Annotated in this window: 26 protein-coding genes; 6 read left to right on the forward strand and 20 right to left on the reverse strand. The window is 49.1% G+C overall.

All coding sequences use genetic code 11. From position 1 onward, the window contains the following. The first annotated feature begins 227 nt into the window (after window positions 1-227). The 6 genes from ACOQOZ_RS12805 to ACOQOZ_RS12830 all read left to right on the forward strand — a co-directional run bounded on the left by ACOQOZ_RS12805 (window position 228) and on the right by ACOQOZ_RS12830 (window position 8933). Window positions 228-3941, forward strand: coding sequence for a DUF1631 family protein (locus ACOQOZ_RS12805; protein ID WP_420588562.1), 3714 nt, complete (start codon window positions 228-230; stop codon window positions 3939-3941). 146 nt (window positions 3942-4087) lie between these two features. After that, window positions 4088-4921, forward strand: coding sequence for a TRAP transporter TatT component family protein (locus ACOQOZ_RS12810; protein WP_420588563.1), 834 nt, complete (start codon window positions 4088-4090; stop codon window positions 4919-4921). Window positions 4922-4953: 32 nt separating this feature from the next. After that, window positions 4954-5961, forward strand: a complete 1008-nt coding sequence (gene dctP, locus ACOQOZ_RS12815) for a TRAP transporter substrate-binding protein DctP (protein WP_420588564.1) — start codon at window positions 4954-4956, stop codon at window positions 5959-5961. Further along, entirely contained in the window at window positions 5958-6467 is a 510-nt protein-coding gene (locus ACOQOZ_RS12820) for a TRAP transporter small permease (protein WP_420588565.1), read from the forward strand. Before dctP ends, ACOQOZ_RS12820 begins: the two co-directional genes overlap by 4 nt. Beyond that, window positions 6464-7741: a TRAP transporter large permease gene (locus ACOQOZ_RS12825; protein ID WP_420588566.1), complete on the forward strand. Its 1278-nt coding sequence runs from the start codon at window positions 6464-6466 to the stop codon at window positions 7739-7741. Before ACOQOZ_RS12820 ends, ACOQOZ_RS12825 begins: the two co-directional genes overlap by 4 nt. Before the next feature lie 313 nt (window positions 7742-8054). Then, the gene (locus ACOQOZ_RS12830) at window positions 8055-8933 is read left to right on the forward strand and encodes an alpha/beta hydrolase (RefSeq protein ID WP_420588567.1); all 879 of its coding nucleotides are present in this window, start codon (window positions 8055-8057) and stop codon (window positions 8931-8933) included. A gap of 80 nt (window positions 8934-9013) precedes the next feature. Here the strand turns inward: ACOQOZ_RS12830 and rplQ are convergent, their stop codons facing one another. The 20 genes from rplQ to rplP form a co-directional block, all read right to left on the reverse strand. Beyond that, complete coding sequence (gene rplQ / locus ACOQOZ_RS12835) at window positions 9014-9418, reverse strand: 50S ribosomal protein L17 (RefSeq protein WP_068654971.1); 405 nt, start codon at window positions 9416-9418, stop codon at window positions 9014-9016. 32 nt (window positions 9419-9450) lie between these two features. Beyond that, a complete protein-coding gene (locus ACOQOZ_RS12840; RefSeq protein WP_420588568.1) occupies window positions 9451-10452 on the reverse strand; it encodes a DNA-directed RNA polymerase subunit alpha in 1002 nt (333 codons plus the stop codon). A gap of 22 nt (window positions 10453-10474) precedes the next feature. Continuing rightward, complete coding sequence (rpsD, locus tag ACOQOZ_RS12845) at window positions 10475-11095, reverse strand: 30S ribosomal protein S4 (RefSeq protein ID WP_420588569.1); 621 nt, start codon at window positions 11093-11095, stop codon at window positions 10475-10477. Window positions 11096-11107: 12 nt separating this feature from the next. After that, window positions 11108-11497 (reverse strand): 30S ribosomal protein S11, encoded by a 390-nt coding sequence (gene rpsK, locus ACOQOZ_RS12850; RefSeq protein WP_068654977.1) that lies wholly within the window; start codon window positions 11495-11497, stop codon window positions 11108-11110. Window positions 11498-11576: 79 nt separating this feature from the next. Then, the gene (gene rpsM / locus ACOQOZ_RS12855) at window positions 11577-11933 is read right to left on the reverse strand and encodes a 30S ribosomal protein S13 (RefSeq protein ID WP_420588570.1); all 357 of its coding nucleotides are present in this window, start codon (window positions 11931-11933) and stop codon (window positions 11577-11579) included. A 125-nt stretch (window positions 11934-12058) separates the two neighbouring features. Next, a complete protein-coding gene (gene rpmJ, locus ACOQOZ_RS12860) occupies window positions 12059-12175 on the reverse strand; it encodes a 50S ribosomal protein L36 (protein ID WP_255858411.1) in 117 nt (38 codons plus the stop codon). A 20-nt stretch (window positions 12176-12195) separates the two neighbouring features. Next, window positions 12196-13518: a preprotein translocase subunit SecY gene (gene secY / locus ACOQOZ_RS12865; protein WP_420588571.1), complete on the reverse strand. Its 1323-nt coding sequence runs from the start codon at window positions 13516-13518 to the stop codon at window positions 12196-12198. Beyond that, complete coding sequence (gene rplO, locus ACOQOZ_RS12870; RefSeq protein WP_255858409.1) at window positions 13518-13952, reverse strand: 50S ribosomal protein L15; 435 nt, start codon at window positions 13950-13952, stop codon at window positions 13518-13520. The genes secY and rplO overlap by 1 nt, the downstream gene beginning before the upstream one ends. Window position 13953: 1 nt before the next feature. Beyond that, window positions 13954-14139 (reverse strand): 50S ribosomal protein L30, encoded by a 186-nt coding sequence (rpmD, locus tag ACOQOZ_RS12875; protein ID WP_068443059.1) that lies wholly within the window; start codon window positions 14137-14139, stop codon window positions 13954-13956. A 5-nt stretch (window positions 14140-14144) separates the two neighbouring features. Beyond that, entirely contained in the window at window positions 14145-14654 is a 510-nt protein-coding gene (rpsE, locus tag ACOQOZ_RS12880; protein ID WP_068654985.1) for a 30S ribosomal protein S5, read from the reverse strand. A gap of 12 nt (window positions 14655-14666) precedes the next feature. Beyond that, complete coding sequence (gene rplR / locus ACOQOZ_RS12885; protein WP_420588572.1) at window positions 14667-15017, reverse strand: 50S ribosomal protein L18; 351 nt, start codon at window positions 15015-15017, stop codon at window positions 14667-14669. 10 nt (window positions 15018-15027) lie between these two features. Beyond that, complete coding sequence (rplF, locus tag ACOQOZ_RS12890) at window positions 15028-15561, reverse strand: 50S ribosomal protein L6 (RefSeq protein ID WP_068654989.1); 534 nt, start codon at window positions 15559-15561, stop codon at window positions 15028-15030. A 12-nt stretch (window positions 15562-15573) separates the two neighbouring features. After that, the gene (rpsH, locus tag ACOQOZ_RS12895; protein WP_420588573.1) at window positions 15574-15966 is read right to left on the reverse strand and encodes a 30S ribosomal protein S8; all 393 of its coding nucleotides are present in this window, start codon (window positions 15964-15966) and stop codon (window positions 15574-15576) included. Window positions 15967-16092: 126 nt separating this feature from the next. Then, entirely contained in the window at window positions 16093-16398 is a 306-nt protein-coding gene (rpsN, locus tag ACOQOZ_RS12900) for a 30S ribosomal protein S14 (protein ID WP_068654992.1), read from the reverse strand. Window positions 16399-16410: 12 nt separating this feature from the next. Next, the gene (gene rplE / locus ACOQOZ_RS12905; RefSeq protein WP_068654994.1) at window positions 16411-16950 is read right to left on the reverse strand and encodes a 50S ribosomal protein L5; all 540 of its coding nucleotides are present in this window, start codon (window positions 16948-16950) and stop codon (window positions 16411-16413) included. Window positions 16951-16968: 18 nt separating this feature from the next. Next, entirely contained in the window at window positions 16969-17283 is a 315-nt protein-coding gene (rplX, locus tag ACOQOZ_RS12910; RefSeq protein WP_255858402.1) for a 50S ribosomal protein L24, read from the reverse strand. Between the two features lie 13 nt (window positions 17284-17296). Then, on the reverse strand, window positions 17297-17665 hold the full coding sequence (gene rplN, locus ACOQOZ_RS12915) for a 50S ribosomal protein L14 (RefSeq protein WP_068654997.1): 369 nt from the start codon (window positions 17663-17665) through the stop codon (window positions 17297-17299). A 31-nt stretch (window positions 17666-17696) separates the two neighbouring features. Beyond that, complete coding sequence (rpsQ, locus tag ACOQOZ_RS12920; RefSeq protein ID WP_068655000.1) at window positions 17697-17957, reverse strand: 30S ribosomal protein S17; 261 nt, start codon at window positions 17955-17957, stop codon at window positions 17697-17699. 2 nt (window positions 17958-17959) lie between these two features. Then, window positions 17960-18151, reverse strand: a complete 192-nt coding sequence (gene rpmC, locus ACOQOZ_RS12925) for a 50S ribosomal protein L29 (RefSeq protein ID WP_068654154.1) — start codon at window positions 18149-18151, stop codon at window positions 17960-17962. After that, window positions 18151-18564 (reverse strand): 50S ribosomal protein L16, encoded by a 414-nt coding sequence (gene rplP / locus ACOQOZ_RS12930; protein ID WP_068655001.1) that lies wholly within the window; start codon window positions 18562-18564, stop codon window positions 18151-18153. The genes rpmC and rplP overlap by 1 nt, the downstream gene beginning before the upstream one ends. Window positions 18565-18571: the final 7 nt, after the last annotated feature.

An 18571-nucleotide genomic window follows, 5' to 3' on the forward strand; every position in this document is an offset into this window, starting at 1 on the left:
TATACTGAGGCGCAAATAACCGCTATTGAGCTTTTACTTTGTTTTACTAACGACTGTTTTATGAACCAATTAATCTAAGCGCGCTAAAAAGTCGATAATTCAGCAACTTAGTTAACAGACCGGTCCGGATTGCGACTAAAGCCATCAGGCGGCGACCGGGGAGTTACCTATACTAGAGGCGACTGGGTGCATCAGTCAGCGCTCACGCAGCATATAACGGAATCAATATGGCAGCCGAACACAGAGAACACCCCAGGTTTAACAGCGAGTTTATCGCTCAACTGCGCCTGCCCGATGGTCATTGGCATGACTGTACGGTGACCGATTACTCCCATTCCGGAATGAAGCTGGCCTGGCCACATAACGCCATAGAGACACCCGACGAACCGCTGTTGCTGAAACTGCAGCTGGAGCAACAGCTGCTGGAAGTAAAGGTCAGCTGGGTGCACCAGAAAGGCAAAGAAGTTGGTCTGAAATTCGACACTCCAAACGATAAGATTTTCCTGCAATTGCAGGAGTTTAATCAGAACAATAAAGCTCAGGATGGACTGTCAGACGAATCCCGCCGCGAGCATCGCCACACGTTCCAGCAACTGGCTGCCAATGTTGTCGATCGTCTGCCCAAAGCCTGGCTTCCTGAATTTCTCGAAAACACCTTTGATCAGGCCAATCTGGCACGTAACACAGCAGAACAGCAATTATGGTTGCGCCTGGAGAAACAGGCCAAAGACGGCGCCAGTGAGTTTTATCAGAGCTTTAAACAAAACCTGCAACAGCAGATCATGTTGTGGCTGGATGGCAAACCCAAAGCCAATAAAGAACAAAACAATCAGGACAAAACCCAGAATCTGTCACTGGTGCAACAGGCCGACTTTGAAGACTGGTTATTAGCAAAAGTAGCAGCGTCCCACCTGCAATCTCGCCTGAGTCACGTCAGTTTCGAAGTTCGTCAGCTGCTCGATACGTTATCCAGCGCAAAAACCGAAGACTGCTTTAACCCCATTGGTCCCAACACAGTAACGGATGCTTTCCGTGATGCTCTGGAACAACTGAGCTTGCCGCAGGAAGCACGAGCGTTGGCATTCGATATTTTTGAGCAGGTTGCCTACACCACTCTGCAAACCTGCTATCAGGAAATTTGTCGCGATATCGATATCCCGATGTCGATGCGTTACCGCCGTCGTGCCGCCAACAATGGTCCGGCTGAAGTAGTACGGATTTCCCCGCAACCCGCCACCGTGCCGGAGGCGGCTAATGAGCAACAACCAGCAACGGTGATGGCCGCCAACATGGCCGCGGGTAATGCTCCAGCCACCTCAACCATGCAGAATTTTCGTCGCCACCAGCAGGAAGCACAGCAGGCGTATTCGAACATTCAGTCATTACTGCAATTGCGATATCAGCGCTTTGAGGAGTTAAACCAGACACAAACCGTGACGCTGCCGGTTGCTCCCCCTGAAGCCGTTAACAATATCGTTACCGATCTGGCGAGCAAAGAAGACACCTTGCCCGACAACATTCGTGAGCAGGTGGAACAGGCGCTGGCAGATCAGGAAACCAGCTTGCCGGAAGAGTCACGGGATGCGATCGAAACCATCGAGCAGGTTACTCAGAATTTGCTGTCCAGTGGCCAGGTTGCTGATTTTGTAAAACCTCATATTGAACAACTCGGCTGGCCGCTGCTGCGTCTGATGCTGAAAGATGCCAGCTTGTTATTTAACCCGGAACATCCGGGGCGTCAGGTTCTGAATCATCTGGCGAAGTTAGGCAAGCTCACCACCAGCGGTGAGAACCAATTGAGCAAACGCCTCAACGATTTGATTGAACCACTGGTCGCAAACCTTGAAAGTGACGAGACCTCGCTGGATGATTTATTAGAAGATCTGCAGGGCCTGGTTTCTAACGCCGAACGTAAAGCCAAGCAAAATGCCGAACGGGTTGCCCAGGCCGCAGAAGGTGAGCACAAACTGCAGCAGGCTCGACAAAAAATTGAGCATTTAATCGGTAAAGACAGCTCTGGTCGTACCCTGCCAAACTGCGTGGTTGAGTGGTTAACCGAAGGCTGGCAACAACTACTGAGCTTGCTGCTGCTACGCGAAGGCGTCGACAGTAAGCGTTTTAAAGGGGCGGTAAAACTGTACCGTCAGGTGCTGGCGCTGTTCAGTCCTAAAAATGCCGGGCGCAAAGAACTATTACAACGCTTCACACCTATGCTGGAGCTGGCACAACGTGAACTCGACCAGTTAAACGGCAGCCTGCCGCAGCATCAAAAGTGGTACAACGACATTCTTAGTGCCGCCGAAGAACACCTGAATCAGGGTGAAGTGCGCGAGACCGTGGATCTGCCAACCTTTGTTGCCGATCAGGAAGAAATTGTGCCGGAGGGTCGTGGTACCCGCAAAGCTCAGAATCTGCAGGTTGGCGACTGGTTACTGTTAACCCGTCAGGACCAGGCGGTATCCATTGTCTGGATTGCACCGGACTGCTCTAAATTTGCCTGTGTCAATCACAGCGGTATGAAGGTCATCGATTTTACGCTGGCAGAGCTGGCCATTGCCTTCGATAACGGCGACGTGAAACGCCTATACGAGCAGGATGAATCCGCCGTTGATCAGAGCGTCGATAAACTGGTGCAGCAGATTTATCACGACCTGTCAGAACAAGCCAATATCGACTCATTAACTGGTTTGATGAATCGCCAGCACTTTGTTCGCCAGTTGCACGAAACCTTTGCCCAGAACCTGCGTAACCCGGTTCCAACAACGCTGTGTATGATCGACGTTGATCAATTCAAACTGATTAATAAGAACTACGGCGTCGAAGGCGGTGATGCCTGTCTGCAAACTCTGGCCACCATGCTGGAAGATCAGGAGCCCGACAGCGTATGTGCGCGTATTGGTAGCAATGAGTTTGCCGTGTTGTTACGCCGCGCAGATATCGAGCAGGCTGAAGCCATCATGCGCACCCTGAAACAGCGCATCGAAGACTTTGATATTTACAGCGAAGATCAGAAATTCCGGGTCCACATCAGTGTAGGTTTATCAGAGCTGAATAATGATCAGAGCGATGCGTCCGACCTGATTGAACAGGCCGAATCCGCTTGCCTGGTAGCCAAAGATAAAGGCGGCAGTCGTATTATTCGCTACGAACAAAACGATGCCTCACACCAGCGCCAGGACGAGTTTATGGCCTGGGGTAACAAGCTTAATCAGGCCCTGGCCAATAATCAGCTGAAGGTTTTATGTATTCCGATCAAACCGATTCAGGATCGTTTTAAAGACGAAGTTCAGTATGAAATCGTGATCAGTATTCAGGATGAAAACGGTTCACAGATTCCACCACTGGAATACCTGCAAGCCGCAGAAAATTATAACCGCATGTACCTACTGGATCGCTGGATATTAGAACAGATGATTCAGTGGTTACACGAAAATGAAAGTCAGGCGGCCGCCATCGATCGTTTCGTATTACGCCTCTCCGGCCATGCAATAAATGACGAAGGCCTGCTGACCTATATTTTCGAACAAGCACGTGAAAAAGACGTCCCGGTAGAAAAATTGTGTTTCGAATTAAACGAAACCACCGCCATCAAAGATCTGGACGATGCCGCCGACTTTATGCACGAAATGCGTAACCTTGGTTGCCAGTTTGTGTTGTCTGACTTCGGTACCGGCCAGTCATCGTTTGAGTACCTGCGTTCGTTGCCAGTGGATTATGTAAAAATCGACCACAGCTTTATCGACAATCTGAATACCAGCTCGGCCGATTACGCACTGGTTAAATCCATCCACGACATCACCCACTTTATGGCGAAAAAGACAATTGCCGAATACAGCAGTAGTTCCAATGCCTGGGATATCCTGCAAAGTATCGGTATTGATTTCAGCGCCGGCAGCTCTGAAGAACATCAGACCCTGTCTCAGCTGGCTGAGAACGTCTGACCATCAAAACTCTGTTGCCAGCGTTCGTTGCGGCGCTGCAACAGATTATTCCCCGCATGACCGTCGAAATATGACGGTCTGGCTAATGAACATTTCCGATCAGGCAGTGTACAATTCGCGCTCCTGAAATTTAGCTGCTGTCCTTTATGAAATTAATTACCAGCCTTAGCTTGTTATTGCTGCTGAGCGCCTGCTCTGTCAGCAACCTGCCTGCCAACCTTTCCCGCTCGATGATGAACCAGGACGATCCGGCGGTTGTCGCCGCTGGCGCACCGGCTTATCTGCTGTTACTCGACGCCCTGGTACTGACCTACCCGGACAACGAAGATTTCCTGCTCGCCGGTGCACGCCTGTACGGTGCTTATGCTGGCGTTTTTGCCCAGGATGAAGAACAGGCTAAACACATGGCCGACAAAGCCATGGGCTACGCCCGTCGCGCTCTGTGCGAATACGACGAAGAATTGTGCGAAAAAATGGACGGCAAACTCGATCCGTTAGTGGTTGCCCTGGATGAAGATTACGACGAAGACGATGTACCGGTAATTTATGCCTTTGCAGCTGCATGGGCTGGCTGGATACAAGCCAACACCGACGACTGGAACGCCATTGCTCAGGTCGGCAAAGTTAAAGCTTTGATGCAATGGGTTGCGCGTCACGAGCCGGGCTACGATAACGCTACCGTTCAGGTGTATCTGGGTGTGCTGGAAACACAGCTGCCACCATCATTGGGTGGTAAACCAGAATTGGGGCGTAGTTATTTTGAAACAGCGTTGCAGCTGACCGACGACAAACACCTGATGGCGAAAGTACTGTTCGCTAAACAATACGCTCGTATGTTGTTTGATCAGGAACTTCATGACCAGTTATTGCAACAAACCTTGGCGGCAGATCCTCATGTTGAAGGTCTGACTCTGATTAACCGCCTTGCCCAACGCCAGGCTGCTGAATTGCTGGCTGAATCTGCAGAGTATTTTGAATAAAAACACGTTTAAAAACGTTAGAGAGAGTTTCTATGAAAATTTTAACCAGCTTGCTGTTGGCATTGGTATTAATCAGCCCAACCGGTTATGCCGCAACTCTGAAAATTGCATCCCTGGCACCCGACGGTACCAACTGGATGAAAATGATGCGCAAAGCAGCCAAGGACATAAAAAAGCAAACCGAAGGCCGGGTAAAAATTAAATATTTCCCCGGTGGTGTACAGGGCAGCGATAAAAGTGTGATTCGTAAAATGCGTATCCGCCAGCTACAGGGCGGCGCAGTTTCCACGGGGGCAATGGCTCATATCGCTAATGCCTCGTTGCTTTATAACCTGCCTTTTACCTTCCGTAATCTGGATGAAGTCCGTGCGGTACGTGAAGAGTTCGACCCGATTATTAAAAACGCTCTGGCAGAAAAAGGTTACATCGTTTTAGGCTTATCCGAAGGTGGTTTTGCCTACCTGATGTCAAACAAGGCGTTAAAAACATCTGCCGACGTTCGCACTCAGAAAGTCTGGGTTCCGGAAGGTGACGTTGTCTCACAAACCACTTTCACCAGCGGCGACGTTGAACCTATTTCACTGCCGGTTTCCGATGTATACACCAGCCTGCAAACTGGTTTAATCGATACCATTGCTGCAACACCATCTGCTTCCATTGCGCTGCAGTGGCACACCAAGCTGACCCACGCCACCGACTTCCCGCTGGTATTCCTGTTCGGCATGATGATTGTTGATGAGCGTGCCTTTAAAAAATTATCGGCCGCTGATCAGAAAATTGTTCGCGACACCATGAACAAAACTTTTAAAGCCATGGACGCGCAAAACGAGAAAGATGAAGCCGGAGCTCGTATGGCCTTACAACAAAACGGCATGGAATTTGTTGAGTTGAGCGATACCGATAAAGCGCTGTGGCAGCAACTGGCGAATAAAGCGCTGGCAGAACTGAAGTCGAAAAATGTTTACCCGGCCGATGTTTATGACCGCCTGCAGCAACGCCTGCAACAATTCCGCTCGCAACAAACGGCAACGGCGGAATGAAACAACTGACGCACTGGATTCATAAAGCCGAAGATGCGGTGTTAATTTTGTTGTTGCTGGCGATGATTATTCTCGCTGGCGTCGACATTATTGCCCGCGCGGTATTTGGTGGCGGCATTGTCTGGGTGCCGCCATTACTTCGGGTGATGGTGCTTTGGCTGGGACTACTAGGTGCGTTATTGGCGACCAGAACCCGCGAACATATAGCCATCGACATTATTAATCGTATGGCCGGTGATACGGTTAAACGCATCAGCACAGTGATCACTGCAACCTTTGCTGCAATTGTGTGTGGCTTAATCGCCTGGCACAGCATCGAATTTGTTAAAGGCTCACTGGAATACGATGACATCGCCTTTGGTCAGGTGCCTGCCTGGCCATTACAAATTGTTATTCCACTGAGCTTTGCGTTAATGGCGTTACGCTTCGTTGTTCAGGCTGTGTCATCGGCAATTTACGGCGTGACCACAGAACAGCCTGCAAACACTGAAGAGGCGGCCGCATGACAATTCTGTTCCCTCTGATTTTGTTACTACTGGCACTTGCCGGCGCCCCCTTGTTTGCTGTGATTGCAGCATCAGCGCTCTGGGGTTTCTACCAGACGGACGTCGACTTACAGGTGATGGCCGTAGAAATCTTCCGCGTGGCGGAAATGCCGGTTCTGATCGCCATTCCGTTATTTACCTTTGCCGGTTATCTATTGGGTGAAAGTAAGGCGCCACAGCGACTGGTTCGCATTACTGATGCTTTTCTGGGTTGGATGCCTGGTGGCCTGGCGATTGTCGCCCTGGTTGCCTGTGCTTTATTTACTGCATTTACCGGAGCTTCCGGCGTCACCATTGTGGCTTTAGGTGCATTACTGGTTCCTGCACTGCAAAAGGCCGGTTATCGCCAACAATTTAATCTCGGCCTGGTCACCACGTCCGGTAGTCTGGGTCTGTTATTTGCGCCTTCTCTGCCGTTAATTTTATACGGTGTGGTAGCACAACAAATGGCACTGGATACACCAGTAAGCATTGATGATTTATTTCTCGCCGGTTTAATCCCGGGAAGCCTGATGCTGATCGCTTTATCGATCTATGCTGCTCTGCAGCCACGTGACAGCCAGCAAACAGACCATAAGTTCGACAAAGCTGAAGCCTGGGCGGCGCTGAAAGATACCGTTTGGGAAATCCCTTTGCCGATTGTAGTACTGGGCGGAATTTATTCCGGCTTCTTTGCCGTTTCCGAAGCCGCTGCAATCACAGCCATGTACGTGCTGGTAGTTACTGTGTTTATCCGCAAGGAAATTACTTTCACTGAATTACCTGATGTTATGCGCGATTCCATGAAACTGGTAGGAGCCATCCTGTTAATTCTGGCGGTGTCTCTGGCGTCGACCAATTACATGATTGATGCGGGTATTCCTGAACAGATTTTTGATTTTATTCAACAGCACGTCAGTGATGGGTTTACTTTCCTGTTGCTGTTAACTCTGTTCCTGCTGGTGTTAGGTATGATGCTCGATATCTTCTCGGCTATTGTCATTATGATTCCGATCATTCTGCCAATTGCCATTGAGTATGGTATTCACCCTATCCATCTTGGCATTTTGTTCCTCGCCAATATGCAGCTGGGTTATTTCACGCCGCCAGTGGGCATGAATCTGTTTATTGCCAGCTTCCGCTTTAATCAGCCGGTTATGACTCTGTATCGGGCAACACTGCCGTTCTTCTTCATCCTGTTGATTACCGTCTTAATCATCACCTACGTGCCACAGCTTAGCTTAGCCTTGCTGTGATCTGCATTTGATGCCACTGAAAATCCCTGACTTCGTAACGCATACGAAGTCAGGGAACACTCTGTTCGCGGCACACATATCAATCAGAGACATTTCTTTACTGCGGCTTTCTTATCCTGACGGGCTCTTGCCCAAACTGACAGTGACATCAGGTACATTATCTTCCGTGGTTGAGACCTTTTAGGCGGGGTTTCTGCCATGTTCATGATCCTCGCTCAAGGACGAGTGTACTTTCTCTCCGGCGGACAACAGGTTAACCTGTTGTCCGTTTTTTATTTCTGATAACAATAAATTCAACTAAACAGGGAACGCTATGGCCAGCCTAATGGCACGTATTACGGGCACTCTGATCCAAAAGCTCGTACAACCGACTTTCCAGCCCGACTACCCCATTGCCAGGCAGCGTAAACGCCTGGATTTCCTGCAAAAGTTTGCGCCTATGCCGCTGGGCGTAGAGAAAATCGAAATCACTCTGGCGGGTATTCCAGCATGGCGATTGACGCCATTGGCAGCAAGCAAAGGTAAGCAGTTGCTCTATCTACACGGCGGCGGCTACGTTTCCGGTTCGCCACAAAGCCATGGTGATATGGTCGCCCGCATCGCCAAGCAAACCGGTTTAACCACCACCCTGATTGATTATCGTCTGGCGCCTGAGAACGTGTTTCCCGCTGCCGTCGATGACGCTCTGATCGCGTACAAAGAGTTGATTAAAGATGGGTCAGTGGTGATCGCAGGCGACTCAGCCGGTGGTGGCTTGTCGCTGGCCGTCACCCAGGCGATTCGCGATGCAGAATTGCCGATGCCAGACGCACTGGTCCTCTTTTCACCATGGATCGACTTAAACTGTAGCGGTGAATCCTTCTCAGAACGTGCTGAACGGGAAAAACTACTGACACCTGACTGGGTGTCTCAAATGGCCCCAAAATACGCTGGAGAGGCTGGTTTAACCCATCCTCAAGTGTCGCCATTAAATGCAGACTTTAAGGATTTCCCGCCAACTTTGATTCAGGTTGGCAGTGAAGAGATTCTTTATTCAGACAGCATCCGACTACAGGAGAAAATGGCGGCTGCGAATGTGTCAGTGGTACTCAGTGAATACCCGGAAATGTGGCATGTATTTCAGCTCCATGCCGGCTATATGCCAGAGGCTAAACAAGCGTTAAAAGAGTTCGCAGCGTTTATCGACGGATAACCGGGAAAAATAACAGACATAAAAAAACCCGCTAAAAGCGGGTTTTTTTATGTTCGGACTGAACGCCAAGCAACTTAATGTTACTCGCCGGCTTCTTCCTGAACTTCTTCAACGTCAGCTTCAACAACTGGACGATCTACAAGCTCAACATAAGCCATTGGGGCGTTATCACCCGCACGGAAGCCACATTTCATAATACGAATGTAACCACCTGGACGGTCTTGGTAACGAGGACCCAGATCAGTGAACAATTTACCTACTGCTTCTTTGCTACGAGTACGAGCAAAGGCCAGACGGCGGTTAGCAACTGAATCTTCTTTTGCAAGAGTGATCAGTGGCTCAGCTACACGACGCAGCTCTTTTGCCTTTGGCAGAGTAGTCTTAATGATTTCATGCTCGAACAAGCTCACCGCCATGTTCTTGAACATAGCTTGACGGTGTGCGCTTGTACGATTGAAGTGACGACCACTTTTACGATGACGCATGGTTTAATTCCTTACTAACTGAACGTTAAAGCTTACGCTAAAACCTTATCGTCGTTACGCAGAGAAGCTGGCGGCCAGTTCTCTAAGTGCATACCCAACGAAAGACCACGGGAAGCCAGAACGTCTTTGATTTCAGTCAGAGACTTCTTACCTAAGTTTGGAGTCTTCAACAGCTCTACTTCAGTACGCTGGATCAGATCACCGATGTAGTAAATATTTTCTGCTTTCAGACAGTTAGCCGAACGAACAGTTAACTCCAGATCATCTACTGGACGCAGCAGGATCGGGTCAATCTCTTCTTCTTCGCGTTGCTGTTCAACAACTTCTTCGTTTTCCAGGTTCACGAAGATAGCTAATTGCTGTTGCAAGATGGTCGCAGAACGACGGATCGCTTCTTCCGGATCAATAGTACCGTTGGTTTCTAAATCGATAACCAACTTGTCCAGATCGGTACGCTGTTCAACACGCGCAGAATCTACGCTGTATGAGACACGCTTAACCGGGCTGAAAGTAGCGTCTAATTGCAATTTGCCGATAGCTTTGGTTTCTTCATCGTTTTGGTTACGAGCTTCAACAGTTTCGTAACCTCGACCAGAAGCAACCTTCAGGTTCATCTTCAGTTCAGTGCCTTCGCCCAGGTGAGCGATGACATGATCTGGGTTTGCAACTTCAACACCGTGATCCAGTTGAATATCGGCAGCAGTGACTGCGCCAGGACCCATTTTGCTTAAGCTCAGAGTCGCTTCGTCGCGTTCGTGCAATTTGACTGCAACGCCTTTCAGGTTCAACAGGACTTCGATTACGTCCTCCTGCACACCTTCAATTGCGCTGTACTCATGCAATACGCCATCGATTTCGCATTCAACGATCGCTGCGCCCGGCATGGACGACAGCAGGATACGACGTAATGCGCTGCCCAAAGTATGACCAAAACCACGTTCCAGTGGCTCCAGAGTAACCTTGGCATGGGTAGTGTTTACTTCGTCAACTTGGATATGACGAGGAGTTAAAAACTCATTAACTGCACGCTGCATAGCTGCCCCTTAAGTTCCTCTATTATTTAGAGTAAAGTTCCACGATCAGGTTTTCGTTGATCTCTGCTGGGAGATCAGCGCGCTCAGGAACCGCTTTGAAAGTCCCTTCCATCTTGCTAGCGTTAACATCAATCCAACCGCAATCAGCACGGTTGCCTGCTAACTCAAGCGCAGTTTTAATACGATCCTGTGACTTAGCTTTCTCACGAATCGATACCACATCGCCGCCTTTCACTTGGAAAGAAGCAACATTAACGGTAGTGCCGTTAACAACGATCGCTTTATGAGAAACTAATTGACGTGCTTCCGCGCGAGTAGAGCCGAAGCCCATGCGGTAAACAACGTTGTCCAGACGTGACTCAAGAAGTTGCAGCAGGTTTTCACCGGTTGCGCCTTTACGGCGAGCTGCTTCTTTGTAGTAGCCACGGAATTGTTTTTCCAGAACACCGTACAAGCGACGTACTTTCTGCTTTTCACGCAGCTGCAGACCGTAGTCTGACAGACGTCCGCGACCAGCACCGTGTACACCAGGTTTGGTTTCTGCTTTACATTTTGAGTCCAGTGGACGAACACCGCTCTTCAGGAACAGGTCAGTTCCTTCACGACGAGACAGTTTACACTTAGGACCAATATAACGTGCCATATTTCTGCCTCCTTATACGCGACGCTTCTTAGGTGGACGACAACCGTTATGTGGGATCGGCGTTACATCGGTGATGTTGCTGATCTTATAACCACATGCGTTCAGAGCACGGACGGCTGATTCACGACCTGGACCAGGGCCTTTAACCTCTACGTCCAGATTCTTCAGGCCATACTCTTTAGCCGCCTCGCCAGCGCGCTCTGCAGCTACCTGAGCTGCAAAAGGAGTGCTCTTACGAGAACCACGGAAACCAGAACCACCGGCGGTAGCCCAAGACAGAGCGTTACCTTGACGGTCGGTAATGGTTACGATGGTATTGTTAAAAGAGGCGTGGATGTGCGCAATGCCATCGACGACCGTCTTTTTAACTTTTTTCTTTGTTGATCTAGTTGGCTTAGCCATTTTTAAATCCTGCTTTTAATATCAACACTGCAACAAGTCGAATGCAGCTACACTAAAAGACCGATTCAAGTAATAAAAATTACTTACGAATCGGCTTACGCGGACCCTTACGGGTACGTGCGTTTGTTTTAGTACGCTGACCGCGAAGTGGCAGGCTACGACGGTGGCGAATACCGCGGAAAGAACCCATGTCCATCAAACGTTTGATGTTCATTTGTACTTCACGACGTAGATCACCTTCTACCGTGTATTTAGCGACTTCGTTACGAACAACATCCAGCTGATCTTCACTCAGATCACCAATTTTGGTGCTCTCAGCGATGCCTGTAGCGGCACAGATTTTCTGGGCAGTTGTTTGACCAATGCCAAAAACATAGGTCAAAGAAATAACTGCATGCTTGTTGTCAGGAATGTTGACACCGGCAATACGGGCCATGTCTAACTCCGTTACACTTACTTAATGAAAGGGCGCGAAATACTACAGGCGGCCTGATTAAAAATCAAGCCACCTGAAGATTTTGGCACCCGCCTTGTCAGGACTAACCTGACTTGTCGGGGATATTAACCCTGACGTTGTTTGTGCTTAGGATCTACAGAGCAGATCACACGCACACTACCGTTACGACGAATGACTTTGCATTCACGGCAGATTTTTTTAACAGACGCACGTACTTTCATGACAGTCTCCTAAATCTGACTCAGCGAGCTGAGCCAAAATTCTTCAGGTTTGCTTTCTTCATCAGCGATTCGTACTGGTGTGACATCAGGTGCGATTGCACTTGAGCCATAAAGTCCATTACTACAACCACGACGATCAGCAGCGAGGTTCCACCGAAGTAGAAAGGTACATCAGCAGCAACTACCAGGAATTGCGGCATCAGACATACTGCAGCGATATACAGCGATCCGAACAGAGTCAGACGACCCAGTACACCATCAATGTATTTCGCAGTCTGAATTCCAGGGCGAATACCCGGGATAAAAGCACCAGACTTCTTCAGGTTCTCAGCTACATCTTTCGGGTTGAACATCAACGCTGTGTAGAAGTAGCAGAAGAATATGATACCGGCAGCAAACAATACGATGTACAGCGGCTGACTTGGCGCTAACGCAAGGCTAACGTCCTGCAGCCATTCCATACCTTCACCCTTACCAAACCACTGACCCAGAGATGCAGGGAACAGCAGTAAAGAAGAGGCGAAGATCGCTGGAATTACACCGGCCATATTCAGTTTTAACGGTAAGTGACTGGACTGGGCTGCCATCATCTGACGACCCTGCTGACGCTTAGCATAATTGATAGTGATACGACGCTGACCACGTTCTACGAACACAACGAAACCGATCACAACCACTGCCAGAGCAGCAATTACCAGCAATACCAGAATATTCAGGTCACCCTGACGCGCAGACTCGAAAGCCTGACCAATTGCACTTGGCAAACCGGCAACAATACCCGCGAAGATCAGAATGGAGATGCCGTTACCGATACCACGTTCGGTAACCTGCTCACCCAACCACATCATAAATACCGCACCAGCTACAAAAGATGGTACCGCTGCGATGTAGAAGTCTAACCCAGCAGAGAAAGTAACGCCCTGGCCGGCTAAGCCAGCCGAGACGCCAAAGGCCTGGATAGTCGCCAGCAATACCGTACCGTAACGGGTGTATTGCGTAATTTTACGGCGACCAGCCTCACCTTCTTTCTTCAGTTGTTCCAGTTGCGGGCTCACTGCCGTCAGCAATTGCATGATAATCGATGCTGAAATGTACGGCATGATACCCAGTGCCAGGATACTCATGCGCTCCAGTGCACCACCGGAAAACATGTTGAACATTTCCAGGATCGTGCCCTGATTTTGTTCGAACAGACGCGACAGCGCATCCGGGTTAATCCCAGGTACCGGGATATGGGTACCAATTCGATATACAACAATTGCCAGGAGTACGAAGCGGATACGAGCCCAAAGCTCGCTTAATCCAGATTGCATACCCTGTGGTAATGAGCCTTGCCTAGCCATTAGTCTTCGACCTTTCCACCTGCCGCTTCGATAGCAGCTTTAGCGCCTTTAGTGACTTTTAAACCTTTTACGGTTACAGCTTTCTTCACTTCACCGGACAGAATCACGCGAGCTTCTTTAATCTTCTCGCCGATCACGTCAGCAGCTTTCAGTGCAGCCAGATCTACCACGTCGCCTTCAACCAGCGCTAATTCGTTCAGACGAATTTCAGCAACATATTGTGCTTTGCGCGAGGTGAAACCGAACTTAGGCAGACGACGGTGAATAGGCATCTGACCGCCTTCAAAACCTGGTGCAACCTTACCGCCAGAACGAGACTTCTGACCTTTGTGACCACGACCACCAGTCTTACCCAGACCGGAGCCGATACCACGGCCAACACGTTTAGCAACAGGCTTGGAACCAGGAGCTGGGCTCAATTCATTGAGACGCATATTACTCTCCTTCGACCTTAACCATGTATTGAACTTGGTTGATCATGCCGCGAACAGAAGGAGTATCTTCCAGTTCTACAGTGTGACCAATACGACGCAGACCCAAACCTTTCATGGTTTCACGGTGCTTAGGCAGTTTGCCAATCGTGCTGCGAGTTTGGGTTACTTTTACGGTTTTCTTAGCCATAACAATTACCCCAGAATCTCTTCAACAGACTTGCCACGCTTAGCTGCAACTTGCTCAGGTGATTTCATCTGAGCCAGACCGTTGAAAGTTGCACGAACAACGTTCACCGGGTTAGTTGAGCCATAGCACTTAGCCAGTACGTTTTTAACACCAACCATTTCCAGTACTGCACGCATCGCACCACCGGCGATGATACCAGTACCTTCAGATGCAGGCTGCATGTAAACCTGTGCACCGGAGTGACGGGCTTTAACTGGGTATTGCAGAGTGCTGCCGTCCAGCTGAACGGTAACCATGTTGCGTTTTGCTTGTTCCATAGCCTTTTGAATTGCCATCGGCACTTCACGAGACTTACCACGACCAAAACCTACACGACCAGCGCCATCGCCAACCACGGTCAGAGCAGTGAAGGCGAAGATACGACCACCTTTTACTACTTTGGCTACACGGTTAACCTGAACCAGCTTCTCTTGCAGTTCGCTTTCGTTACGTTCTACACGTTCATTATTTGCCATGATCTTTACCCTTTAGAATTCCAGGCCGTTTTCACGAGCCGCATCAGCCAGAGCTTTAACACGACCATGGTATTTGAAACCGGAACGATCGAACGCAACTTTAGTTACGCCAGCTTCTTTCGCACGTTGGGCGATCAGCTGACCTACTTTAGAAGCAGCGTTAACATTACCAGTGATTTCGTTACGCAGATCGGCTTCTACAGTCGAAGCAGTTGCCAGGACGGTAGCGCCATTGGCAGAGATGATCTGTGCGTAAATGTGTCTGGGCGTACGATGAACGCACAGACGTACCGCGCTCTTCTCACGGATATGTGAGCGAGTTTTCTGAGCACGGCGCAAACGAGCTTTTTTCTTCTCATTCATGGCCTAGACCTTACTTTTTCTTGGCTTCTTTACGACGCACATTTTCATCAGCATAACGAACACCTTTACCTTTATAAGGTTCTGGTGGACGGTAGCCCCGGATTTCAGCTGCAACCTGACCAACTTTCTGCTTGTCGATACCTTTGATAACGACTTCAGTTTGGCTAGGAGTTTCGGCTTTAACGCCTTCTGGCAGCTCATAATCTACAGGATGAGAGAAGCCTAATGACAGATTCAGAGTGTTGCCGGATGCTTTCGCACGGTAACCAACACCTTGCAGGATCAGCTTTTTCTCAAAACCTTCTGATACACCTTTAACCATGTTGTTAACCAGAGCACGGAAAGTACCAGCCAAAGCGTTAGACGCTTTGTCGTTAGATTTTGGAGCAAACTTCAGTACGCTCTCTTCCTGGCTGATAGCCACAGAAGCGTGAACGTCCAGGTCTAACTGACCTTGCTTACCTTTAATAGAAATTTTGTCGTCAGCCAGTTTTACTTCAACACCGGCTGGGATAGCGACAGGAGCCTTTGCTACGCGAGACATCGTTAATACTCCTTAGAATACGGTCGCGATAACTTCACCGCCAACGCCCGCAGCACGAGCAGCACGATCAGTCATAACGCCTTTAGAAGTGGAAACGATAGCAACGCCTAAGCCTGCCTCTACTTTTGGCAGCTCAGCAGCACCTTTGTACTGACGCAGGCCTGGACGGCTAACACGTTCAATACGCTCGATAACTGGCTTACCTTCGTAGTATTTCAGGTCGATAGTCATTGTTGCTTTAACAGACTCTTCGACAGAAAAACCACTGATGTAACCTTCGGCTTCAAGAACCTGGGCTACGGATTTTTTGATCTTTGAAGACGGCATGCTCACATTCGTATGACCAGCTTGCTGGGCATTACGAATGCGGGTGAACATATCCGCCAACGTGTCTTGCATACTCATTTTAAATATACCTCGGTTGTACAGCGCCCCATACAGCGATAAGAACGCGCACCTATCAACCGTTGCCGATAAAAATCATCAACGGATTAGAAAACAGGCGCGCATTCTACAGCTTTTGGGAATTGCTTACCAACTAGCTTTTTTCAGGCCAGGGACATTACCCTTCATGCCTTCTTCGCGCAACTTAATGCGAGACAGTTTGAACTTACGGTATACACCGTGAGGACGACCTGTCATCTGACAGCGGCGCTGCAGACGGCTGGCGGAAGAATCGCGCGGCAGCTTTTGCAGTGCTATTTGTGCATCCCAACGCTCTTCGTCAGAAGAGTTAGGGTTTTTGATGATGGCTTTCAGTTCTTCACGCTTAGCGCCGAACTTAGCGACCAACTTTTCACGCTTCAGTTCACGCTGCTTCATGCCAATCTTTGCCATGTTACAAACTCCTTAGTTACGGAACGGGAACTGCAGCGCTTTCAGCAGAGCGCGGCCTTCGTCGTTAGTGTTAGCTGTAGTAGTGATGGTGATATCCATACCACGGATTTTGTCTACTTTATCGTATTCAATTTCCGGGAAGATAATCTGTTCCTTCACACCCATGCTGTAGTTACCACGACCATCGAATGATTTCGGGTTAATACCGCGGAAGTCACGAACACGTGGCAGAGAGATATCTACCAGACGGTCCAGGAATTCCCACATACGGTCGCGACGCAGGGTTACTTTACAGCCAATTGGCCAGCCTTCACGAACCTTAAAGCCCGCTACTGACTTACGTGCCTTAGTAACAACAACTTTCTGACCAGCGATGGTTTCCATATCGGCAACCGCGCTGTCCAGCAGCTTCTTGTCACCCAAAGCTTCACCAACACCCATGTTCAGGGTGATTTTAGTGATCTTAGGCACTTGCATTACATTATCGTAACCAAACTCTTCTTTCAGCTTGGCTACTACTTCTTCTTTGTACAGTTTTTCTAAACGTGACATAGCAGTATCCAGGTCCGATTAGGCGTCCAGTTGTTCGCCTGTGGATTTGAAGATACGTACCTTTTTGTCGCCTTCAACTTTAAAGCCAACGCGGTCAGCTTTTTCAGTTTTAGCGTTCCAGATAGCAACGTTAGAAGCTTGAATACCAGCTTCTTTATCAACGATGCCGCCTGGCTGTTGCAGGTACGGGTTTGGTTTCTGGTGTTTTTTCACCATGTTAATGCCGGACACGATCAGACGACCGTCAGCCAGTACTTTTTGTACTTTGCCGCGCTTGCCTTTGTCTTTACCAGCAATAACTACTACTTCGTCATTTTTGCGAATCTTTAACATAGTCACCCCTCCCTTACAGCACTTCTGGTGCCAGGGAAATGATTTTCATGAATTGCTCAGAACGCAGTTCACGAGTAACAGGGCCAAAGATACGGGTACCAATTGGCGCATTAGATGCGTTCAACAGTACAGCAGAGTTGACGTCGAAACGGATAATAGAACCGTCTGGACGACGTACGCCTTTACGGGTACGTACAACTACTGCGGTCATCACCTGACCTTTCTTAACTTTACCGCGAGGAATTGCTTCCTTAACGGATACTTTGATCAAGTCGCCGATGCCAGCGTAGCGACGATGCGAGCCACCCAGTACTTTGATGCACTGAACTCGCTTCGCGCCACTGTTATCAGCAACGTCAAGCATGGTTTGCGTTTGGATCATGCCTATCGCTCCTTACTAACTGCGCCTGGTATTAAACCTTGGCGGCGCGCTCGTCGATACTTACCAGCGCCCAAGTCTTGTTTTTAGACAGAGGGCGTGACTCTTTAACAGTAACTGTGTCACCAATCTGACACTCGTTATTGGCGTCGTGGGCCATAACCTTGGTTGATTTTTTCACGAACTTTTTATAGATCGGGTGCTTTACGCGACGTTCAACCAGAACGGTGATGGACTTGTCCATCTTGTTGCTCACGACACGACCACTCAGGGTACGAACAGTTGTCTCAGTCATGATTATTCACCTGCCTTCTGTGCCAGCACGGTTTTAACGCGAGCGATATCACGACGAGTCTGCTTGATCAGGTGGGACTGACCCAGTTGACCAGTAGACTTCTGCATACGCAGTTTGAATTGATCGCTCAACAGTTCTTCAAGCTGAGATTGCAGCTCAGCCACTGATTTTTCTTTCAGCTCACTTGCATTCATCACAGCACCGTCCGTTTAACAAATTCAGTTTTGAAAGGCAGTTTTGCTGCAGCAAGAGAGAACGCTTCACGCGCCAGCTCTTCAGGAACACCTTCCATTTCGTACAGAACGCGACCTGGCTGAATCTGAGCAACCCAGTACTCAACGTTACCCTTACCTTTACCCTGACGAACTTCCAGAGGCTTAGCGGTAATAGGTTTGTCTGGGAAAACACGGATCCAGATTTTACCGCCACGCTTAACCTTACGGGTCATAGCACGACGTGCGGCTTCGATCTGACGTGAGGTCATACGACCACGACCAGTTGCCTTCAGGCCGAATTCACCGAAGCTCACTTTAGAGCCACGGATCGCCAGGCCACGGTTGCGGCCGGTCTGAACCTTACGGAACTTGGTACGTTTTGGTAACAACATATCTAAT

Origin of the sequence: Bacterioplanoides sp. (assembly GCF_965219715.1) — a bacterium.
Taxonomy (GTDB): Bacteria; Pseudomonadota; Gammaproteobacteria; order Pseudomonadales; family Oceanobacteraceae; genus Bacterioplanoides.